Origin of the sequence: Bradyrhizobium sp. th-b2 (assembly GCF_000426785.1) — a bacterium.
Lineage (GTDB): Bacteria > Pseudomonadota > Alphaproteobacteria > Rhizobiales > Xanthobacteraceae > Bradyrhizobium > Bradyrhizobium septentrionale.
Genome location: NZ_AUGA01000061.1, coordinates 18367 through 37733 on the forward strand (window position 1 = coordinate 18367; position 19367 = coordinate 37733).

19 protein-coding genes and 1 pseudogene are annotated in these 19367 nt (G+C 59.4%); 10 read left to right on the plus strand and 10 right to left on the minus strand.

All coding sequences use genetic code 11. The features are described 5' to 3' along the window. Positions 1–82: 82 nt before the first annotated feature. The 5 genes from K359_RS59545 to K359_RS0139270 all read right to left on the minus strand — a co-directional run bounded on the left by K359_RS59545 (position 83) and on the right by K359_RS0139270 (position 6740). Positions 83–1039, minus strand: coding sequence for a hypothetical protein (locus tag K359_RS59545; RefSeq protein WP_156928912.1), 957 nt, complete (start codon positions 1037–1039; stop codon positions 83–85). 136 nt (positions 1040–1175) lie between these two features. After that, the gene (locus tag K359_RS59550) at positions 1176–2960 is read right to left on the minus strand and encodes an AAA family ATPase (RefSeq protein WP_198031243.1); all 1785 of its coding nucleotides are present in this window, start codon (positions 2958–2960) and stop codon (positions 1176–1178) included. Beyond that, a complete protein-coding gene (locus K359_RS65945; RefSeq protein WP_051346661.1) occupies positions 2911–3354 on the minus strand; it encodes an adenylate/guanylate cyclase domain-containing protein in 444 nt (147 codons plus the stop codon). The genes K359_RS59550 and K359_RS65945 overlap by 50 nt, the downstream gene beginning before the upstream one ends. A gap of 628 nt (positions 3355–3982) precedes the next feature. Further along, positions 3983–4915 (minus strand): MBL fold metallo-hydrolase, encoded by a 933-nt coding sequence (locus K359_RS0139260; RefSeq protein ID WP_245284853.1) that lies wholly within the window; start codon positions 4913–4915, stop codon positions 3983–3985. Positions 4916–5258: 343 nt separating this feature from the next. Further along, positions 5259–6740, minus strand: a complete 1482-nt coding sequence (locus K359_RS0139270) for an FAD-dependent monooxygenase (RefSeq protein ID WP_029084123.1) — start codon at positions 6738–6740, stop codon at positions 5259–5261. Positions 6741–6803: 63 nt separating this feature from the next. On the opposite strand from K359_RS0139270, the gene K359_RS0139275 reads away from it, so the two are divergent. Beyond that, positions 6804–7457, plus strand: a complete 654-nt coding sequence (locus K359_RS0139275; RefSeq protein ID WP_245284854.1) for a TetR/AcrR family transcriptional regulator C-terminal domain-containing protein — start codon at positions 6804–6806, stop codon at positions 7455–7457. A 143-nt stretch (positions 7458–7600) separates the two neighbouring features. Here the strand turns inward: K359_RS0139275 and K359_RS0139280 are convergent, their stop codons facing one another. Next, positions 7601–7864: a hypothetical protein gene (locus K359_RS0139280; RefSeq protein ID WP_156928914.1), complete on the minus strand. Its 264-nt coding sequence runs from the start codon at positions 7862–7864 to the stop codon at positions 7601–7603. Between the two features lie 350 nt (positions 7865–8214). Between K359_RS0139280 and K359_RS0139285 the strand changes: the two genes are divergently transcribed. Continuing rightward, a complete protein-coding gene (locus K359_RS0139285) occupies positions 8215–9048 on the plus strand; it encodes an SDR family NAD(P)-dependent oxidoreductase (RefSeq protein ID WP_029084126.1) in 834 nt (277 codons plus the stop codon). A gap of 128 nt (positions 9049–9176) precedes the next feature. Here K359_RS0139285 and K359_RS0139290 read toward each other — a convergent pair whose 3' ends face one another. Beyond that, on the minus strand, positions 9177–9554 hold the full coding sequence (locus K359_RS0139290; protein WP_029084127.1) for a helix-turn-helix domain-containing protein: 378 nt from the start codon (positions 9552–9554) through the stop codon (positions 9177–9179). A gap of 156 nt (positions 9555–9710) precedes the next feature. Between K359_RS0139290 and K359_RS0139295 the strand changes: the two genes are divergently transcribed. The 7 genes from K359_RS0139295 to K359_RS0139325 all read left to right on the plus strand — a co-directional run bounded on the left by K359_RS0139295 (position 9711) and on the right by K359_RS0139325 (position 15824). Then, complete coding sequence (locus K359_RS0139295; RefSeq protein WP_029084128.1) at positions 9711–10823, plus strand: Gfo/Idh/MocA family protein; 1113 nt, start codon at positions 9711–9713, stop codon at positions 10821–10823. Between the two features lie 2 nt (positions 10824–10825). Further along, positions 10826–11095, plus strand: coding sequence for a hypothetical protein (locus tag K359_RS62070; protein WP_156928915.1), 270 nt, complete (start codon positions 10826–10828; stop codon positions 11093–11095). Continuing rightward, positions 11092–11928, plus strand: a complete 837-nt coding sequence (locus K359_RS0139305) for an alpha/beta fold hydrolase (protein ID WP_029084130.1) — start codon at positions 11092–11094, stop codon at positions 11926–11928. Before K359_RS62070 ends, K359_RS0139305 begins: the two co-directional genes overlap by 4 nt. Before the next feature lie 497 nt (positions 11929–12425). Then, positions 12426–12962, plus strand: a complete 537-nt coding sequence (locus tag K359_RS0139310) for a TetR/AcrR family transcriptional regulator (protein WP_198031244.1) — start codon at positions 12426–12428, stop codon at positions 12960–12962. A 69-nt stretch (positions 12963–13031) separates the two neighbouring features. Next, entirely contained in the window at positions 13032–13772 is a 741-nt protein-coding gene (locus K359_RS0139315) for a 3-oxoacyl-ACP reductase family protein (protein ID WP_029084132.1), read from the plus strand. Between the two features lie 271 nt (positions 13773–14043). Continuing rightward, positions 14044–15087 (plus strand): cyclopropane-fatty-acyl-phospholipid synthase family protein, encoded by a 1044-nt coding sequence (locus K359_RS57685; protein WP_051346663.1) that lies wholly within the window; start codon positions 14044–14046, stop codon positions 15085–15087. A 233-nt stretch (positions 15088–15320) separates the two neighbouring features. Next, positions 15321–15824 (plus strand): isoprenylcysteine carboxylmethyltransferase family protein, encoded by a 504-nt coding sequence (locus K359_RS0139325; protein ID WP_029084133.1) that lies wholly within the window; start codon positions 15321–15323, stop codon positions 15822–15824. A gap of 357 nt (positions 15825–16181) precedes the next feature. Here K359_RS0139325 and K359_RS54495 read toward each other — a convergent pair whose 3' ends face one another. Then, complete coding sequence (locus K359_RS54495; protein WP_084518665.1) at positions 16182–17033, minus strand: DUF3050 domain-containing protein; 852 nt, start codon at positions 17031–17033, stop codon at positions 16182–16184. A gap of 600 nt (positions 17034–17633) precedes the next feature. Here K359_RS54495 and K359_RS0139335 point away from each other — a divergent pair. Beyond that, a complete protein-coding gene (locus K359_RS0139335) occupies positions 17634–18596 on the plus strand; it encodes a helix-turn-helix domain-containing protein (protein WP_084518666.1) in 963 nt (320 codons plus the stop codon). 28 nt (positions 18597–18624) lie between these two features. On the opposite strand, the pseudogene K359_RS64920 reads toward K359_RS0139335, so the two are convergent. Together K359_RS64920 and K359_RS59565 are read right to left on the minus strand one after the other, a co-directional pair. Continuing rightward, positions 18625–18810: pseudogene (locus K359_RS64920) on the minus strand (transposase); the annotation flags it as partial. A 223-nt stretch (positions 18811–19033) separates the two neighbouring features. Further along, positions 19034–19367 (minus strand): winged helix-turn-helix domain-containing protein (locus K359_RS59565; RefSeq protein ID WP_156928916.1); only part of this gene is annotated, 334 nt, incomplete at its 5' end.

Here is a 19367-nt window from a genome sequence, read left to right on the forward strand (position 1 = left end):
TTGCGCCAGAAGCTGCCCTCCCCGTGGAAGTCGCACCTTGACCCCAAGCAGAAGTCGCGGGTTTCGAAGAAAAGTGCTCTTTCTACGCCAACTCGGCTAATAGCGCGGCCACCTCTTTGAGGTCGCGCGTATCGAAGCCTTCAGTGAAGGAGCGGTAAATCGGTGCGAGCAGATCGTGGGCTTCGGCTCGCCTGCCTTGACCACGCCAGAGGTGAGCCATTCTCGTGCCGGCCCGTAATTCCCAGAATCTCGAACCTTGTTTTTGCGCTGTGTGAAGCGCGCGATGCAGCCAGCGTTCGGCGTCGTCTAGATCCGACCCGGTGATCAGCGCCTCAGCCATGAGCCGATACAGCTCCGCCTCGTACCACCGCTCATCAGTTCGTTCGACCACCTCCAGGGCCTTGTTTAACAGGCCGATCCCGTCGGCGTTCTGGTTCGCGCGCCTGTGTGCTTCCGCTAGTAGACCTAGGTAGTAAGGCACTTTGATCTCGGCCCCCGTTGCTCGCTTAGTCGCCAGCCCCCACTGCATTTTTCTGATGGCTTCGTCGATGGATCCCTCCATCTCAAGCGTGGCCCATGCTCGGAAACAGGTGCCTGATCCCACGAAGTGGGGAAAAGCGAGTTCGGTGGCGAGTGCGACCAGCTCCTCGGCTCGTTCCTCAAGGATAGCTGCTTCGCCGCGAAGCTGGTGAAAGACACAATTGACGTGCAGAGCGAACGCCAATGTATAAGGATGCGACAGTTCACGCGCGGAGGCTAGCGCGCGTTGGCTTTGCGCCAGCGCTTCGTCCGGTCGTCCGAGCAGCTGAAGTATCCAGGCGATGAAGCTCTCGCAGTTAACGCGCGGATCGTGGGGTGTCAGCTTCGGAGGTCGGTGCTCAGCCGGGTCATAGAAATCGAGCGCCTGTCGCAGATGGGGAAGCGCGCGACTGAATTGCGCACGAAACAAAAGACTGATGCCCAGGTTTCGATGCGCTAAGCTTAGTGTCCCTGTCATTTCGGCGTTCGGAAAGCAGGAGTAATTCGTTCGCCAGATCATGGGCCGCGCGGATCTCTGCGCTATTGTGCAAGAACGAGTGGGCGCCGGACCATGCTGTCGCTACCTGGGCTCCTTCCGGAGTGTCACGGCACAGCTCGCGAGCACGAGCGTATGCTTGGCCGGCCTCGGGTGATGCTCATCCCTTGGCTGCCGTCAGCGCGCCGGCGAGCGCGAGCTGAAGCGAACGCTCGTGGGATTCCCGCTCCGGACTTTTCGGCAGGTTTGCGATTAGGTTGAGTGCCTTGCCAAAGTGCGTGGCGGCCTCGGCCATCGTCGAGCGTCGCACGGCCAAGCGGCCAGCCTTGTCCCAATACTCGATTGCCTTTTCGACGGCGCCAGCTGCGGCCCAATGCTGCGCCATAAGTTCAGGCTGAGCCGCAGCAATCTCCGGAAACTGGCGTTCCAGCGTGCTGGCGATGCGGCCATGCAGTTGCTGCCGTCGGGCGCGCAGCATGGTGCTATAGGCGGCGTCCTGCACCAGCGCGTGCTTAAAGGTGTATGAGGCATCAGGCGGCGCTCCGCGCCGGAACACCAGCTCCGCGCGTATAAGCTGCGTCAAAGCGTCCTCCAGCCGCGATGGCGACATATCGGCGACCGCGCTGATCAGCTCATGGGAAAACTGCCGCCCGAGAGTCGCCGCGATCTGCGCCACTTCCCGCGTCGGCGCCAACCGGTCGAGCCGGGCCAGAAGCGAGGCTTGGAGCGTAGCCGGAATCGCCAGATGCTCTCCTCCTCCGGCCATCCATCCGCTTTCGATGACAGACTTGGTCAGTTCCTCGATGAACTTAGGCAAGGTCTCGCCACCGGTCAGGTGCGTGATCATTTCGGTGCGGTGCCGGGGCGGCAGGCGGTTGAGACTGAGCAATGTCACGTGTGGGCGGCCGACCCAGGGCGGCGCAAACTCGGGTCGAAAGGTGACGATGATCATGGCCCGCAGCGTCGCCACCCGGTCGATCAGGAGATCCAGCGACTCCAGCGTGGTGGGGTCGCTCCAGTGAATGTCTTCCCATAGCATCAACAGCGGCTGCTGCGCCGCGAGTCCCTCCACCTGGGCCAGCTGCACCTCAAGCGTTTTTTGCTTGCGCTTCTGTGGCGTGAAATTGAGCGGCGGGTAGCGGTCTCCGGTGGGTATCGACAACAAGTCCGCCAATAAAGGAACGGCTTCGCTCAGCTCCTTGTTTGCCAGAGCCAGCACCGCCACGAGCTTGTCCAGGCGGGTCTCGGCCGTATCCTCGCGTCGAAATCCGGCTACCTGCTCAAGCTGGGTGATACTGGGATAAAGCGCGCTATGCTGATGATGCGGCGAACAAAAATAGCGCAACCGCGTGTGCGGCTCGCTGCCCAGCTGCTCCAGCAGCGTTTGGGCGATGCGCGACTTGCCGATGCCCGGCTCGCCGACGATCAGGACGACAGACCCGTCGCCGGCCTTTGCTTGTTCCCAACGTCGCGTCAACAACGCGATTTCTTCCTCGCGGCCAATCAACGGCGTGTTGGCGGCCCGAAGGGCCTCGAACCGACTGCCGACCGTGCTCGCACCTAGGACCCGCCAGACATGCACCGGAAAATCGATACCGGCGATCGCCAATGGGCCGAGATCGCGATAGTCGAACAGGCCGCCTAGCAGACGGCGCGTGTTGTCCGCGATGACAACAGCGTTTGGTTCGGCAAGCCCCTGGAGCCGAGCCGCAAGATTGGGGGTCTCACCAATGACCGCCTGTTCCTGAGCAGCACCCTCGCCGAGCAGATCGCCCACAACGACGAGGCCAGTGGCGATACCGACGCGCACGCGCAACAAGGTCGACAGGCCATCGAGCTTGGCCACCGCCTCGATCAGCGAGAGACCCGCGCGCACAGCTTGTTCAGCGTCCTCCTCATGCGCCTGCGGGTAACCGAAGCACGCCGTCACCGAGATATTTTGCAACAAAGCCACCTGAGCTGGTGATAACCTCGGCGCAACAGCGGTGATAGGTACCGATGATGTCGCGCAGCTCCTCCGGATCGAGCCGCGCTGACAAAGCCGTGGAACCGACGAGGTCGGCGAACATGATCGTGAGCTGGCGGCGTTCGGCTTCCGTAGCCTTGGCGGCGGAGCGATCGGGCTCGACCGAATGTTCGGTGGCCTCGCACCTGGGTTCAGTTCGCAACGCGGCGATCGCATCGAGGAGAAGGCGGCGATGGCCGACCGCGGTCACGCCCAGGTCTCTGAGGTCCTCGGCCGTCAGCTTGGGCAGGCTTGCCTCGTCGATCGCGTTCTCCCGGAATGCCTGCGCGTAGCGTTCCAGGCCGAGGCTGAGCAGCCAGACAGAGACATCCATGGCGTTCACACGCACATTTGGCCACACTCATCACTGGTTACTGCGCCACAACGCCGGCCTGCGCCGGCGGTCAAGCCGCCCCCCCAGAATGAGAAGTTCAGTTTACTCCACCCCGTGGCGAGAACCACGTTTTTTGTCTCGCGAAGCGCCTGGTATCCGAGGACCCAACGCCGGAGCGCGCCTGTGGGAGCCCCCTCAGGGAAGGGCGCTGAGCCCATGCGCGGCGCTTCTCGTTCGCCGACAGGAGAATCGGTCAAACGTCTAAGTCCGTTGTTGGCGCCTGTGGGACGAACGACTCCGGCCGAAGGTCCGCTTCGCGCCAACAGCGGCCGTTCCATAACCGCGCTTCTGCGAAATGAACCTCGCCAAGTGACCAAGCTCCACCAACGCAGCGTGCTGCGATCAATCAGTTGTCGAACGACATTGCGCTCCCGAACCCGGAGCTGCATCATAAAAGGTCGTAGAACGTCGCGGAATATCGTAACTGGTGCCCAGGGAAGGAATCATACGCAACCACCGACACGACGAGCCGCTGTTTGTGCTTAGTATGGTGGCGTGAGTGCTTGGCACGGCGGTGGACGTTCGCTACATCGCGAAATCCACTATCGCGTTGCGGGTGCCTGCGATTTTATGTCCCGGTCTTGGCAGCTGTTGAAGAACTCCAAAGGGAACCGGGATTGGCTCGATCAGGGTAAAGCTCCAGCATCCGGTCATAGAGCTCGCGGGCGGTTTCTGTCGCGTCATTCAACCGAATGAAGTCACGGATGTACTGGCGCGTCTCCTCCACACTTTTCGGACTGTCATCGTTGCTAGGAATCTTATGTCCCGCAACGACCGCTGACGGTTTCAGAGCGTCGATTTTGTCCAGCGCTTCGATCCATTCCAGCCTGGTTTGCCTGTTCGACTCGTTGAGAAATGGATGAATGCCGTTATAGACGGCATCGCCAGCGACGACTAATCCGATGGATGGGACGTGGAGACACGTCGTATCATCAGTGTCTGTATGCCCGACTTTCACAACGACTAATTTGCTTCCTTCCAAATCGATCTCATTGCCTTCCAAGGAGTCAGCGATGGAAATGAGGTCCGGAATTTGATTTGGGAACAGTTTGCGCCATCGGCTATTCAATTTCTCCGGCGTGATCTGAAGCTTCATTTTTGCGACGACCTCAGGTGTCGCCAGGGCTTTCACGTTTGGGAATCGATCCTGCAAAACCTTTATCCCAAAAAAATGATCACCATGTGCATGAGTGACATAAATTGCCTTCAGCGTCTTCCCGTTCGCAACAATGGCGTCAGCCAAACCGTTGCACTGCTCCACCGTAAGGAAGGTATCAATGAGGACCGCGTCTTGCTCTCCGTAGATGAGCGTCGCCGAATTGGCCACCCACATAAGGGGCTCCTTACCGGGCGGCACATCGCGGTTCAGGCCCGGACGAGTGACGGTAAACACCTTGTACCTCAACGGAGGTGCCTTGCTATCCGAACGTGCCATTGCTGCTCCCGGCATCATCGGAAGCATGACCAGGGAAGCCAGCTTCATCATATCGCGACGGTTCATCCCAAACCTCGTATCATTTGGCCGCCTTCACGCGTCGTGTCGGCGCAGAAACTCGGTAGCCAAGGAGAGATATTCGTCGGCTCCCTCGAAGTAGGCCAGATGCCCGGCACCGATCTGTTGGCACATCGCGCCGACAGCAGGATCGCGCCCGCGCAATCGGTATGCGACACGCGCATCATCGACGTTTACTACGCTTGTAGTTGCCACAAATTCTCCCTTAGATGATAATCGTCATTTAATTGAGCATGATGCGTGTCGTGCTTGATGGCAAGTCAAGGCATCGTGACGACACTCGGGCAGAGGTGTAACCGTCGTGATCCTGAACACGGGCCCGCGCTGGCAATCAGGCAGCGAACTCGATGCTGCCTGCGTCGTCTACCGCGCGAACGTGGGCGACGTAGCCGTCCGGACGGACAAGCATTGAAGCGAATTTGCCGAGCAGGCCGTCGTTGGCGCCGGGTGCCAGGCTGACGATGTTGATTGCGTCCCTGACGGGCGTTGCGTTGCTCTCCGCAGCGACTTGCAACAGGACCCAACGGCCTTCTTGGAGATAGGGGTAGAGGGTCGTGCGGGAGCCGTCCCTCAACACGAGATCCCCGTCGGAAAGACGACGCCCGCTCACACCTTTCCGATGTTCCCAATTGTGCTCCGCCTGAAACAGCGGCTCCGGATAGGCGACACCAAAGCCGGAGAGCTGGTCCGAGAGCTGGCGGTTGACCTCCGGCACACGAAGAAAGCCGCTGAGCATGCGCCGCAGAGCCAATGCCGGAGGATCAAATGCGGAGAACAGCGCGAATTGCGCAAGCGTGTCGTCCTGAAGCGCCTCGCCGATCGGTCTACGTTCCGACTGATAGCTATCGAGTATCTCATCAGACGCGGTACCGTGTATAACACTCGCCAGTTTCCAGCCGAGATTCATGGCGTCCTGGATGCCGACGTTCATGCCCTGACCGCCCATCGGCGGGTTAATGTGAGCGGCATCGCCAGCCAGGAAAATCCGCCCTTTCCGATAGCACTCGGCGAGGCGCGATTCATCTGTGAAGCGCGATATCCAAACAGGATCGCGCGGACGGAGATCTCTGCCGAAAATGCGGGCCGCGCAAGCAGCGACCTCGGCGAGCGATACCGGCGCGGAGGGTGCCAAATAGGGTGACGATGCATCAATGACGCCAATTCTGTGATGAACGCCATCGCCACGTGGCGCGAGAACCAGACCACCTGCCTCGTTGACGAGGGTCAGGACCGGTTTCTCTGGTGGCGCATCAAGCGCGACGTCTGCCAATGTCATTGCATGCCGTGCCGGATGACCGACAAAATGGATGGCTAAGGCTTGCCTTACGATACTGCGAGCGCCATCGGCCCCAGCGGCGTAGCGAGCAGCAAAGCCGAATGGCGTCTCGCCGTTCCGGCCCCGTATGATGACGCTATCGGCATTCTGCTCAACCCCTTCCACAAGGTGGCCACGCCGGATGTCCACGCCCAATTCCAGTGCACGCTCCTCGATGAGCTTTTCGGTCGTCGCCTGCGGCAGGAACAGCGTGAAAGGAAAGCGCGAGTCCAGTATCGAGAAGTCAAGCAGCGTATCCAGCCCTCCGAAGAAGAACCCGGGAATCGGACGACCTTGTGAGAGGAAGCGCTCCGCGATCCCGCGCAGGGCGAACACCTCCAGGGTTCGACCGTGGATCGTCAATGCGCGGGATTGGGTGACGCGTTCGATGCGCCGTTCCAGCACGAGGACTTTCACTTTTGCCAGCGCAAGCTCACAGGCGAGCCAGAGTCCCACCGGTCCGCCGCCAATGACGACGACGTCCAATTCATTGCTCATGATCATCTCACCACATATCTTACGATGTTAGATATGATCTAACGATGTTAGGGAGATCAAGCGGTGGCAGCCGGTGTGGGCATTCAACAAGAGGTGATCGTGCGGGCGGCGCTGACCTTGCTCGATGAGGTTGGGCTGGAGGGCCTCACGATGCGGCGGCTTGCCACCGCCCTGGAGATTCAGGCACCTTCGCTGTATTGGCATTTTCCCAACAAGCAGGCATTGCTGGACGGCATGGCGGATGCCATTTTTGGCGCCGTGTCACTGCCGCGGAATCGCAAGGGCAAAGCCTGGGACGAGCGGCTGAAGGCGGTTATCCGCGCCATCCGGCGGGCTTTTCTCGCCCACCGGGACGGTGCTCGCGTCTTCGCCGGCACGTATGTCCCTACCGACAACGTGCTTCGAGTCGTCGAAGCCATGATGGCGCTGATGCAGGAAGCTGGCGCTTCGCCAAAGCTTTCATCCGACGGAGCCTTCAGTCTCGTCTATTACGTGCTGGGTTTCACGGTGGAGGAACAGGGACTGGATCCGCGAACAGGCGGCCCGCTCGATCTTGCGAACCGGCAAGCGGAGTTCGCGAACCTTGCGGCAATGAAGTACCCAAGCATCCACGCGGCTTTGCACCGTATGTTCGACAACGATCTCGACGGTCGCTTCGAATCAGGACTCGACCTGCTGATCAGCGGGCTAAAGACCCGGATCGATACCCGATCGTAGTTCGCTTCTCGCGGACCAACCGACCGACCCCCGATCGCAACGGCAACGGCTGTCGCGAGATGCCAAGGCCACACAACGGCAAAGGCACGCTCGCGAGCGTGCGGCTCGAATGCGACAACCATAGCAGAAAGCCGAGTGCACTTTCACAGGCTTGTTCCACCTTCGATGGCGTCGACCACGGCTTGATCGACATACCTGGCAATGGTCCGGGGAAGCGGCGTGTTGTCGGAGACCGCGTCCTCGAGCACCACGGCCAGATACCCGCGCGGCTGCATCACGTCCTTGGCAGAGAGCGTGGTGTAGATCTCCTTGAGCCGTGCGTCGTAAGCCGGCCCCAGAAACGCGAACGGCGCGGTCAGGGCGCCGGTGCTGATCCCCGTCACGTGCCCGCGTTCGAAAATCGGCACCGGTCGCGCCAACGGCGCTTTGGTCGACCTCAAGGCCACGAGGAATGGGGCTCGGCCGAAGGCCTTCAGAGCAACCGGCGGCGCGCGCCAGGGCCGCGCATGCCCATCATGGCTTGGCAACAATTCGAAGTGAACGGCCCGCTTGAGCTCGATCTACCGATCAAGCGTCGCGTGCCATAGCGGGCATAGAAGTTCCCTTCTGGTTACATAGTCGCCTAAAAGTGCATTATTTACACTAGGTACCGACATGATACTCGCGTGACCTCGGCTCGATGATTGTTGGCGTCAACGCTTGAGCGGACGACGGCCGGCCGATTGGAAGCCCGCAACATAGAGAAAAGAAGGAAACCATGAGTACGCAAACCTGGTTCATCACCGGCGCGTCAAGCGGCCTCGGCGCCTCGGTCGCGAATGCGGCGTTGCGCGCCGGCCACCGTGTCGCAGTTACCGCGCGGGACAACGTTCGTCTCGAGAAGCTGACCGAAGCCCATCCCGACGCCGTGCTTCCCCTGGCGATGGATCTGACCAAACCATCCGAGATCAAGACTGCGATCACCACCGCCGAGAAATGGCATGGCGGTATCGATGTGCTCGTGAACAACGCCGCGCTTGGCTATCTCGCAGCCATCGAGGAAGGAGAGGAGCAGAATATCCGGACGCTGTTCGACACGAATGTGTTCGGCGTCGCGAGCACAATCCGGGCAGTTCTGCCTGGTATGCGCGCCCGGGCAAGCGGGACGATCATCAACGTGTCGTCCCTTAACGGTGTCGTCTCCATGCCCGCGCTCGGCTATTACAGCGCGTCAAAACACGCGCTCGAAGGTTTGACCGAAGCCTTGTCGCAGGAGGTCGCCCCGCTGGGCATCAAGGTGCTGTCTATCCAGCCAGGCGGCTTCCGCACCGGTATCGTCGAACGCAATCTGCGAAGCCCGAAGATCGACGCCTATGACCCTACCGCGCACGCGCTCATGGGAATGCTGTTGAATGACAAGGACGGCGTTTACGCGCCGGGTGATCCCGATCGCATGGCGGAAATACTCGTCAACTTGGTGAAGTCGGGCGATATGCCCCAGCGGCTCAGCCTGGGTGCCGACAGCTGGGGTGCCATCACGGCGAAGCTGGACGAGCGGCGAGCTGCATATGAGCAGTGGAAAGATCTGTCCCACAGCACCTATTTCGCATGACGGATTGAAAGCAGTACCCGGTCGGTCTCGCCTCTGCTCATTCCGGAATCAGGTGTTGCCGACCGGTGACTCGTCTTGCGTGTACGACGGCTGGCCCTCTGCAAGTCGTGCCCCGAAAACACCGAGGCTCATCCTCGTCGTTCTGAAGCCGAACCATGCCGCTCGTCGAAAGCCTTCTGCGCGGCTCGCAGGGCCTCGGCATGCTCCATGGTCCACGCATTCAAGGCCGCGAAGGGTTTATCGAGCGATCGGCCGAGCGGGGTCACCATGTATTCGACGCCAGGCGGCGCGGTGTCGATGAGTCTGCGCTCCAGGATGCCGTTTCGCTCCAGCCGGCGCAGAGCTTGTGTGAGAGTCTTTTGCGCAATGCCATCGATCCGTCGGCGCACTTCGTTGAAGCGCAATGTGCCTCCGGCAGCGCAGATAGCACCCAGGACGAGGATGCTCCACCGGTCAGCGATCTGGTCGAGGAGCAGCCGGTCGAATGCGCTGCCGTCGTGATCCAACCCACAACTCATCGTTCGTCCTCATAGGTTTCGTCCAGGTTACGTAGTGGCATTAGAGTGCCATATTTACACTAAGGATCGATCTGATACTACCGGATAGCCGAAAAATGTCCGACGCTATCGCAGAAGCACGGTATTCCAAGGAGCCGATTTTTCATGAGCAAGATTGGTGTTGGTATCATTGGTGCGAGCCCATTGCGCCCTGGTTGGGCGGTAGCCGCACATCTTCCTGCGCTGGCCAGCTTGCCGGACTATGAGTTGCGCGCTGTCGCCACCTCTAGCGAAGCGTCCGCCAAGGCTGCCGGAGATGCTTATGGTGTCCCGGCCTACAGCGATCCGTCGCTCCTCATTGCTCGCCCTGACGTTGATCTCGTCGTGGTGACCGTCAGGATCGCGCATCATCACGCGCTGATCTCGCAAGCGGTCGCGGCGGGTAAGATGGTCATGTCGGAATGGCCGCTGGGCGTAGATATTGCTCAATCCACGGATATTGCCGCGCGAGTCACCAAGACCGATCTTTGGACGCTGATTGGCCTGCAAGCCCGGATGGCACCCTCGATCCGTTATGCGCGCGATCTCGTGGAGCAGGGTTATGTCGGGAAGGTGCTAGGCACGGCCATCGTTGGCTCGGGCATTGCCTGGACGACGGTGAGCGACAGCGCCCACACCTATATGTTCGATGCGCAGAGCAATGCGAGCCTGCTTTCCGTCCCCGTCATGCACGCAATCGACGCGATGCAGTTCGTGGTTGGCGATCTGACCGATGTCCGTGCGACGAGCGCGGTGCGAAATCCCGTGATCCGGTTGGCGGACACCGAACAGGATATCCAGTCCACCACGCCGGATCATCTCGCCATCGCCGCCACGCTGGAAAGCGGGGCCGTCGCGTCGATCTTCTATCGCGGCGGCACGTCGCGCGGCGAGAATTTCCGGTGGGAGATCAACGGCAGCGATGGTGACCTGGTCCTGACCTCGCCGGTCGGCAACCTGCAGGTGCTTGCTCCAAACCTGTTCGGCGGGCACGGCGAGGATGCCGCCGTGGCTCCGCTGAACATTCCGTCGGAATATGACCTTAGCACCGGCTCCCTCGAAGGGCCTGGCGCCAATGTTGCACGGCTTTATGCGGCCTTCGCCCGCGATCTCCGGGATGGCACACCGGGCGCAACGGCACCGGATTTCGCGCACGCTCTGCGCCTTCACAGGACGCTCGACGGGATCGCGCACGCAGCCGCCGGCGGCGTGGCACAAACTCTCGGTCAGGGGCGCTGATCATGATGCAGCGATGGGAATTGCCGGCCTTCGGCCGGGATAATCTCGTGCTCACTTCGGCACTACGTCCAAAACCCGATCCGAAAGAGGTGCTGGTCAAGGTCGAGGCGGTCTCCCTCAACTATCGCGATCTCCTGATCCTGGAAAATGGCCATTGCTCCGATCTTTATCCCTGTCTTGGTGACGCCTGGGGCATCCGCATCATAAGCCAGCGTCACAAGAAGCAACTGCAAAGCCCAAACGAGCTCGAACAATCAGGAGAAACACGATGAGCACGACCTTTGGAAATACGCCGACCATATCAACCGATGTGTACGGTACGAACTTCGTGTTCCGAGAGATTGGGAAGAAGGGCGGCGTTCCCGTGGTGTTGCTTCACCATCTAACTGCGGTATTGGAGGATTGGGATCCGAGGGTCGTGGATGGCTTGGCGGCAAAGCACCACGTGATCGCGTTCGACAATCGCGGGGTCGGCGGATCCGGGGGCTCTGCTCCCAAAACAGTCGAGGAGATGGCTCAGGATGCCGTCGCGTTCATAGGCTCTCTGGGTTTTGGCAAAGTCGATCTCTTCGGTTTCTCGCTTGGCGGTTTCGTCGCTCAGGTCATCGCGCAACGGCAACCTGGTCTGGTGCGCAAAATTATTCTCGCGGGAACCGGCCCCGCGGGCGGCGAAGGCATCGCGAATGTCGGTCCCGTTCTGCAGGACGCGTTTGGCAAGGCAGGTGCCACCAACAAGCATCCGAAGCATTTTCTGTTCTTTACACAGACGAGCAACGGCCAGGCGGCAGCCGACGACTTCCTGCGCCGCCTGAAAGAACGCACGAAGGACCTCGACGCACCCGTACGCGACGAAACCGTTCAGGCTCAGCTTGCGGCGATCCAGGCCTGGGGACAGGGCGATGCCACGAAGCTGGGGACGGTTCAGCATCCTGTCCTGGTCGTCAATGGCGATTACGATGTGATGGTGCCGTCGTTCAATTCATTCGAGCTCGCTCGTAGGCTGCCGAATGCACAATTGAGCATCTTCCCTGACGCCGGGCACGGCGGCATCTTCCAGTACCATGCCGCCTTCGTTGAGCAGGCGCTCGCCTTCTTGGAGCAATAAACAGCCTTCCGCGGGCCCGACACCATGGCCCATCGGCGCGCTCGAGCTCAAGCACAAACTCAAGGCGGGTGTCGCAGCTGATCGGCCTAAGCGGCTCGCGCATCTCAAGGAAAACATCTGGCTCGCTCGATGTTGCATTGACGGGCTTGGCGCAGCACCTAGGCGGCCAAGCGGCGCTCCTCAGCGCCCTCCTCTGATTCACCGATGACGCGACGTTCGCTCGCAGCGCTGCGGGCTTCGATAAGGCGTCGCGGGGGGCGCTTCCGCCTTTGACCACACCCGTCGAACCTTTGATCGTCTGTTTGAAAACCATTTGTCGGAGAATAAGGCCGAGTGCCGTTTTGTGAATGAACCGCCGCTTAGTGCCAACACCAACCATTCAACGAGAATGCTTCCATTGCCGGACGCACCGTTATTGACAGATCAGTCCAAATTAGCTAACTACGGCCATGGCAAGGCCAAGGGAATTTGACCGCGATGCAGCCGTGCAACGGGCGATGTCCGTTTTCTGGCGAAAGGGCTATGCTGCAACTTCTACGGACGATCTGCTGCGCGCAATGAATATCGGCCGGCAGAGCATGTACGACACATTTGGCGACAAACACCGCCTTTATCTGGAAGCGCTTGAGAGATATCAGCGAGAGAGCGTTGCCGAGAACATCAGGCGACTGCGATCGACCGCTTCGCCGCTGGCCGGCGTTGAAGCGCTTGTTATCGGCATCATTGCTTCAGATAAATCCACCCGCGAGAGGGGCTGCATGGGTGTCGGCTCCATCTGCGAATTCGGAAACACCGACACCGACCTGGCAGCACTGCGGGCCAAGAGCGGTGGCGCGCAGCGCAAGGCTCTGATCGAGCGGCTACGGCACGCGCAAGCGGCAAACGAAATCGGAGCGAATGTCGATATCGAGCGTGCCGCGCGCTTCGTGGAAACAACGATGTTCGGACTCCAGGTCGCAGCAAAGGCAGGAGCTTCCCTTCAATCTCTGCGCGATACGGCCGCCTTTGCGATCGCGAGTTTGAGAAATCACTAGTTTCGCGGCAGGGCTGCGAGCATCGGCCTGGACAATTTTGAACTTATTAGTCAATAACGGAGAGAACATATGTATAACGAACCTACGCTAATCGATAAGGTCGCCCTTGTTGTTGGGGGCTCTCGGGGCATTGGTGCGGCGATCGTGAGGCGACTTGCTGCGAACGGCGCGTCGGTTGCGCTGACCTACGCCAACTCGGCGGAGAAGGCGGCCGAAACCGCCCGCGCGGCGGAAGCGCATGGCCAGCCCGTGATCGCGATCAAAGCCGACAGTGCGGATCCAAAAGCCGTCGCGGATGCGGTGGCACAGACGATCGCACGCTTTGGCCATCTAGACATTCTGGTCGTCAATGCCGGGATCTTGATACGCGGCACGGTGGACATGTATGGCCTTGCGGACTTCGATCGTATGGTGGCGACCAATGTGCGCGGTGTCTTCGTCGCGATCCAGGCATCGAGCCCCCACCTCAGGGAAGGCGGACGGATTATCACAATCGGCAGCAATACGGCTGTTCGAACTGCATTCCCGGGAGCAAGCGTTTACTCGATGACAAAGGGCGCTGTTGCCTCGCTGGTGCGGGGCATCGCTATCGACCTCGCGCCGCGCGGGATTACCGTCAATAACGTCCAGCCCGGACCCACCGAAACAGACATGACAGCTGCTTACGCCGAGATGGTGAAGCCACTGGTGCCCCTCGGACGCTTGGGCAAGCCTGAAGAGATTGCGGGACTCGTGGCCTATCTCGCAAGCCCCGAGGCCGGATTCATTACCGGCTCCAGCCAGACGATAGACGGTGGTTATGTCGCATGACGCAACCCGTCCAGGTACCGACGATCTCCGCGACGCGCTGATTCGATCGGGAAACAGCTACATTGAGTTACACGCGCGATCGGGCGCCGACGGTCGCTTTGCGCCAGAAGCGGACTTTCCCACGAAGTCCGTTTATGACCCCAACCAGACATTCGGTTGGCCTCATGCCCGAACCCCCGTCCGGTGTGCTAGTCTGAGCTGACAGGACGCCCTGGCGAAATGCTGCTTTGGCACGGCCCCTCATCGATGCGAGGATCCCTCTCGATTTTTAATGCGTTTCAACGGTCTGGGAACCACCTTGGTTATTGTCCCGATATTTTTGTTTGTAGCGGCGATCATCATAGCGTTGTTCGTGGCATACACTCTTTTCCACTATGTACTTTTTCTCCTGGTCAGTCGACCGAAGGACGCGAGCGGGATCGGTCATGAGCTAAATCAATTCGAGCAGCTTCAACTGATCGAGTGGGCGCCCATGCCGATCGACTTTCTCAGGCATGATGACGAGCAGCGTACATATGACGACGTGTTCGGCACCTATCGCGATGAAAACGCGAACTACAGCACGTGCGTATTCCCTCGAACACCTTTTTCGAAAATTTACGAAGCGGAATACCTTCTTCTGAAGCCGAAGGATGGGATGCGGCTGTTGGATCTCGGGTGCGGATCGGGAGCCGCGGCTGCATATCTCGCAAGCCTTTGTAACGTCGAAGTCGTGTGCGTGACCAATTCGTCCGTCCAGGCAGATATCTGCCGGCGCAAATTTGCGAAAGTCGGCGGACGTGGACAGGTAATCGTCACGGATTTCGACAGCCTGGACCTTCCGAGCGAAAGCTTTGACGCCGTCTATTCACTCGAATCGATCGGCTACACCAAGGATCTGGACGCCTGGCTGGCGGAGTGCTGGCGGATGCTCAAGCCGGGAGGACGCCTGTTGATTCGATCGCCTGGGTCGCTGGATCATTGCCGCCGCAAGGAGGATTACCTCAGCGTCACCGCGTTCTTCGAGAATTGGCGCTACAATTTCGTCGGGGCCAATCTTCTCGTCAACAAGATGCGCCGGCTCGGCTTCACCCCGATCCGTTACCGTCGATTGCCGTTCTGGGCCTGGGGCCTTACCTGGAATTTCATTCAGCACCTGCTGTTGTGGAAGTACCGGCTGAAAATGCGCACATTCGTGGACCTGGAAAAGATCATCTGGCGCACCTCGAAGGTGTTTGTGTTCGGCAACCCCTACAACACGGTGCTGGCCATCAAACCGGAGACGGCATCCCGCGCCCTGATTTGCGATTCCGCGCCGTCGACACGATCATCCTAGTCGGCGTTTCGTCTAAACGCGATGCTCCGGCTGCGTTGAGCGTGTCTGAGTTTAGGTGGGAAGCGGAAGACATGTGCTCGTATCGTGTTCTTCTCAATTTGACCCCAAGCCGACATGGCGCTTCCGACAGGGGGCCTTAGATCGAAGGAGCTTTTTTGGCCCGTCTTCCGGTTCGCGCTTGGTCGGAGTAGTGTGGATTTCATCATTGGTACCAGTAGCGTTAAGGGCTACCCGTGTCGAAGGCGATTGCCATCTTGGGCTCTGCTCTATTCTTCGTCGTCGCGCCCTTGGTGCTGGCGGGGTTCGTCCCATGGTGGATCACACATTGGGAGTTCCGGCCGGCTTTTTTCGGCTTTGAACTGACCCGCGCCATCGGACTTATGTTGATCATTGCCGGAGTGCCCGGAGTTGTGGATTCGTTCGCGCGGTTTGCACTGCAGGGGCTGGGAACGCCAGCCCCGATCGCGCCGACACAGAAGCTGGTGGTCACGGGTCTCTATCGCTACGTGCGAAATCCGATTTACGTCGGGGTCGCTGCTGTCATTTTTGGTCAAGCACTTTTATTCGGCGATTGGCGCCTCCTCTGGTATGCCGTGCTGATCTGGCTATTTTTCCACGTCTTCGTCTTGGTGTACGAAGAACCAACGCTCAAGCAGACATTTGGCGCGCAGTACGAGGACTTTCGGGCCAATGTCCCGCGCTGGGTTCCACGGCTGACTCCATGGCGAGTCCCGTAACGCGAGCATCATGACGACGGGCACTGCCTTCGCTAAGGTCCAAGCGCGCCTCTCCTCCCTGATCAGGTGCAGCAGCTGCGGCGGCGCCATGCACGGCTAGTGAAAGGCAAGACAACGAGGTTGCCGTCGACCAGAGCTTGTTTGCCACAAAGTCAGCGGCTGGCCCTTCTGAGACTTGCGGGTCCGGCCGAATGTCCGGCTTGCGCCCAGAGCGGCCGTTCCATAAATATACGCGAACATGCACCGCGTTGGACTGGCGCGCGTGGTCGCCGCGAGTTTAATCCATCATTGCAACGCTACTTTCGCCGTAAGAAACGGGCCCGCCGCCTAGAGGCGGCGGGTCTGTGTCTTACCTTGTCAGTGCGCTCGTCCTGAGATCGCGCGGGCTTCGCCCATCTGCCGTCCGCCAGCTTGGATAAGGGACGTAGCCTTCTTCGTGCGCATGTCACGAAGTATGCTTAGCGTGCCATCCCAAAGGTCGATCCGAGCCTTGATGCTGTTGCACGCTGCGTGCAGCGCACGCTCGTCCTTCTGCGGCGAGCCCGCAACCAATCCATCGAGCAGCTCCCGCCCCATTGGCCCGTGACTGTCGCCATCGAGCTCAATGTGCCGCTCGATATAGTAGACAAAATGGCGCAGGGGATCGTTGGTCTTCCTCGCACCAGGGAGGATCTTTCGCAGCCTGCTGAACATCTCCGGGATGATGTCCTCACGGCCGTAGAAGAACGCCGCCAACACTTCTTCCGTCGATCCTGATTGGGCCAGCATCATCGTATGCGCGACAAAGGCTCGCACATGTGGCGGCACTTCGGTCTGCACCATAGCCGCTTCGATCGATGTACCGGCGCGTGCCAGTGAACGGAATGTGTCGAATTGGTGTGTGCTGGCGCCGACGTCTTCCATTGCGCGGAGGTATAAATCGAGGTGGCTGACATAAGAGCCGTCCGGATCGACATCCGTTTCCTCGCCGATAACGATGTCGTTGATCAGCCGCGCAGCTTTTGCGTTCTCTGCCGGGAACCACGGCACGTTTGTACACGTCAAGTCTTGCTGCAACCGCTTCAGGAGCGACATGAAATCCCAGACGGCGAAGACATGATCTTGCATGAACCGCCTCAGATCCTCGACAGAAGCGACTTCCGCGTAAACGGAATGATCCAGCAACTGCGAGCGAAGATTGGAGAGGCAATAACGATCCTGTTTCTGCATGTTAACCTCTATTTCAGCATATTTGACCTAAGCCCTGGGTGGAAGTGTGAGCTCGGCTTCGGCGACCTATTCCGTTTGATTGGTGATGCAAGTGTTAGTGCGCGTCCATACCCATCAAAGGGCGTCGCCGGCAAACGACGCACAAATTCCGGCGATCAAACTCATCCATGAGATACAGAATTATCGCGGCCACACGAGTAGCATCGCTGAACGTTACAGATCGCCGCGGCCTCCCAGAAAGAAAGCGCCGCACTCATCACGCGCTAGTGAAGGATTTAGACGAGTTCGTATCGTCTCAATTATGCTCTCTTATTTTCCATTTTCCTTCACGGCATCAACCGCAATACACGGCTTGCTATTTTCATCGGAGCTGCGGGATGGAGGGTAAACAGGGCCCGTTCGCCCCGAAATAATTTGATAAGACGTGATCTCTGCTGTCCTCATTTTGGCCTATGTCTCTCCGAGACTTTGCCGACCTCAGCGGAGAAGCAGGCAGCTGCCCGTTTGGGAGAAGCGCAGTCGCCAACCGACATTCGTGTGGCGCCCACTTTTCCTATCGGCAGCCACGAACCGAGTGTCGTTTGAGAAGTGGAGGCTCCTATGATCCCTGCTCCACCACATTTGGATTTCGAGGCGTGGAAAGATCAGATCCGAAAGATGGGCGGGCGGTTCGATCCGCAGGTGATCGACCCCAAAGCGTTTGCCGGCTGGGTGCGTCCCATTAGTGTCTACGGGTTCGTTGCGGCTGAGGTCGGTTCCAATACCCATGTGGTCGAGCGCACGCACCGGGATGTTCGCGTCAACGGCGCAGACCACTACGTCGTGCTCTTTCAACTCGCGGGCCGCTCAGCTATGACCCACAACGAAGAAGCCGTGCGCTTCGGTGTCGGCGATGTTGTACTCGTGGATGCGGGTCGGCCGGCTACGTTTTTTGCTGGCAATGCGGGCGAGTCCTGGAATACCGTGGCTCTTCTTTTGCCGCGCCAAGCCCTGGTATCGCATCTCGGATTCGAACCGCGGGGTGGGCTCCACCGGCGCAACGGAACGGCTGTCGGCCGCCTTCTCCTTGATTTGATCCGCAATGCCGGGATGGAAGAAGTACCCCCCTCGCGTACTGAATGTTACGTGCGGCTCGCGGTCCATGATCTTGTCGGCGCCCTTTTTGCGCCGAGTGATCCGGCGCCAGCGCGTCACTCGGACAAGCTCTTCATGCGCGTCCGTGGCGTCATCAAGGACGGCTTTGTCGATCCAGGCCTCGATCCTTCCGCGGTGGCGACAAGAGCGGGGATTTCATTGCGTTATCTCCAGAAACTGTTTACGGAGCGCGGCTCGACGTGCAGTGAATTCATCTATTCATTCCGTCTAGATTACGCCGCGCATCTTCTACAGCGCCAATCCACCCTTGGCGCAAGTCAGGCGCTCAGAGAGATTGCGTACGCATCCGGTTTTCGCGATTACAGCCATTTCGCGAGAAGATTTCGTCAGCGTTTTGGTCACGCACCAGGCGCACACTTTGCAGGCGAAAGCTGCCACCGTGAGGGTGCATTGAATGCTTGTGGGTAGGAACGTCGTCATGGATATCCGGACAATCACGCCAGCGCGCGCCCGAGCGCAGCATATGCATGATGCCGCTGATCACGCGCCGATCATCGACACAGTGGGCGGCTCTGCGTCCGCGCGGCAGCAACGGCTCGATCCGCTTCCACTCCGCTTCGCTTAGCCAATAAACGTGCTTTGCCGTCCAAGCCTCCAAATCACTTCGGAGAACTTGAATCACAAATGCCCAATCTTGTGAATCCTATTGAGTACAGACCCTAACTAATTCGATCGGAAAATAGCTAAGTTTCGTTACAAGTGATCGGGCGCCGACGGCCGCTTTGCGCCAGAAGCCGCCAGTCGCAAATCGAATAACGATGCCTGCTTTCCACTCAGAAGCGGCCATCGCCCGCCAGATTGGCTATGTCCGAAAAGTGCAAGGTGACCTTGTGCTGACAGTGGGTTCAGCGCAAACGCACGCTCCGAAGCTTTGACGACCGTCGATGGGTGTTCGGCGAAACAGGCGAATAGCGCAGCCTAGCTTTCATGTGCCAGTCGCTGACGTGTTCCGTACTGTCTTCGAGACGAACGACCGATCCTACGAACGAGTAGCCTCGTCCTTTAACGTTGGCGATATATCTGTTGCCGCACTGGCCATCCCTGAGCGCCTTGCGGATGGCGGCTACCTGGACCCGGAGGCTACCCTCCTCCACGGTGACGTTCGACCAGACATGATCAATGAGCTCGTTCTTTCCAATGACCTCGCCTGGACGTTCGGCGAGATAGACCAAAATATCG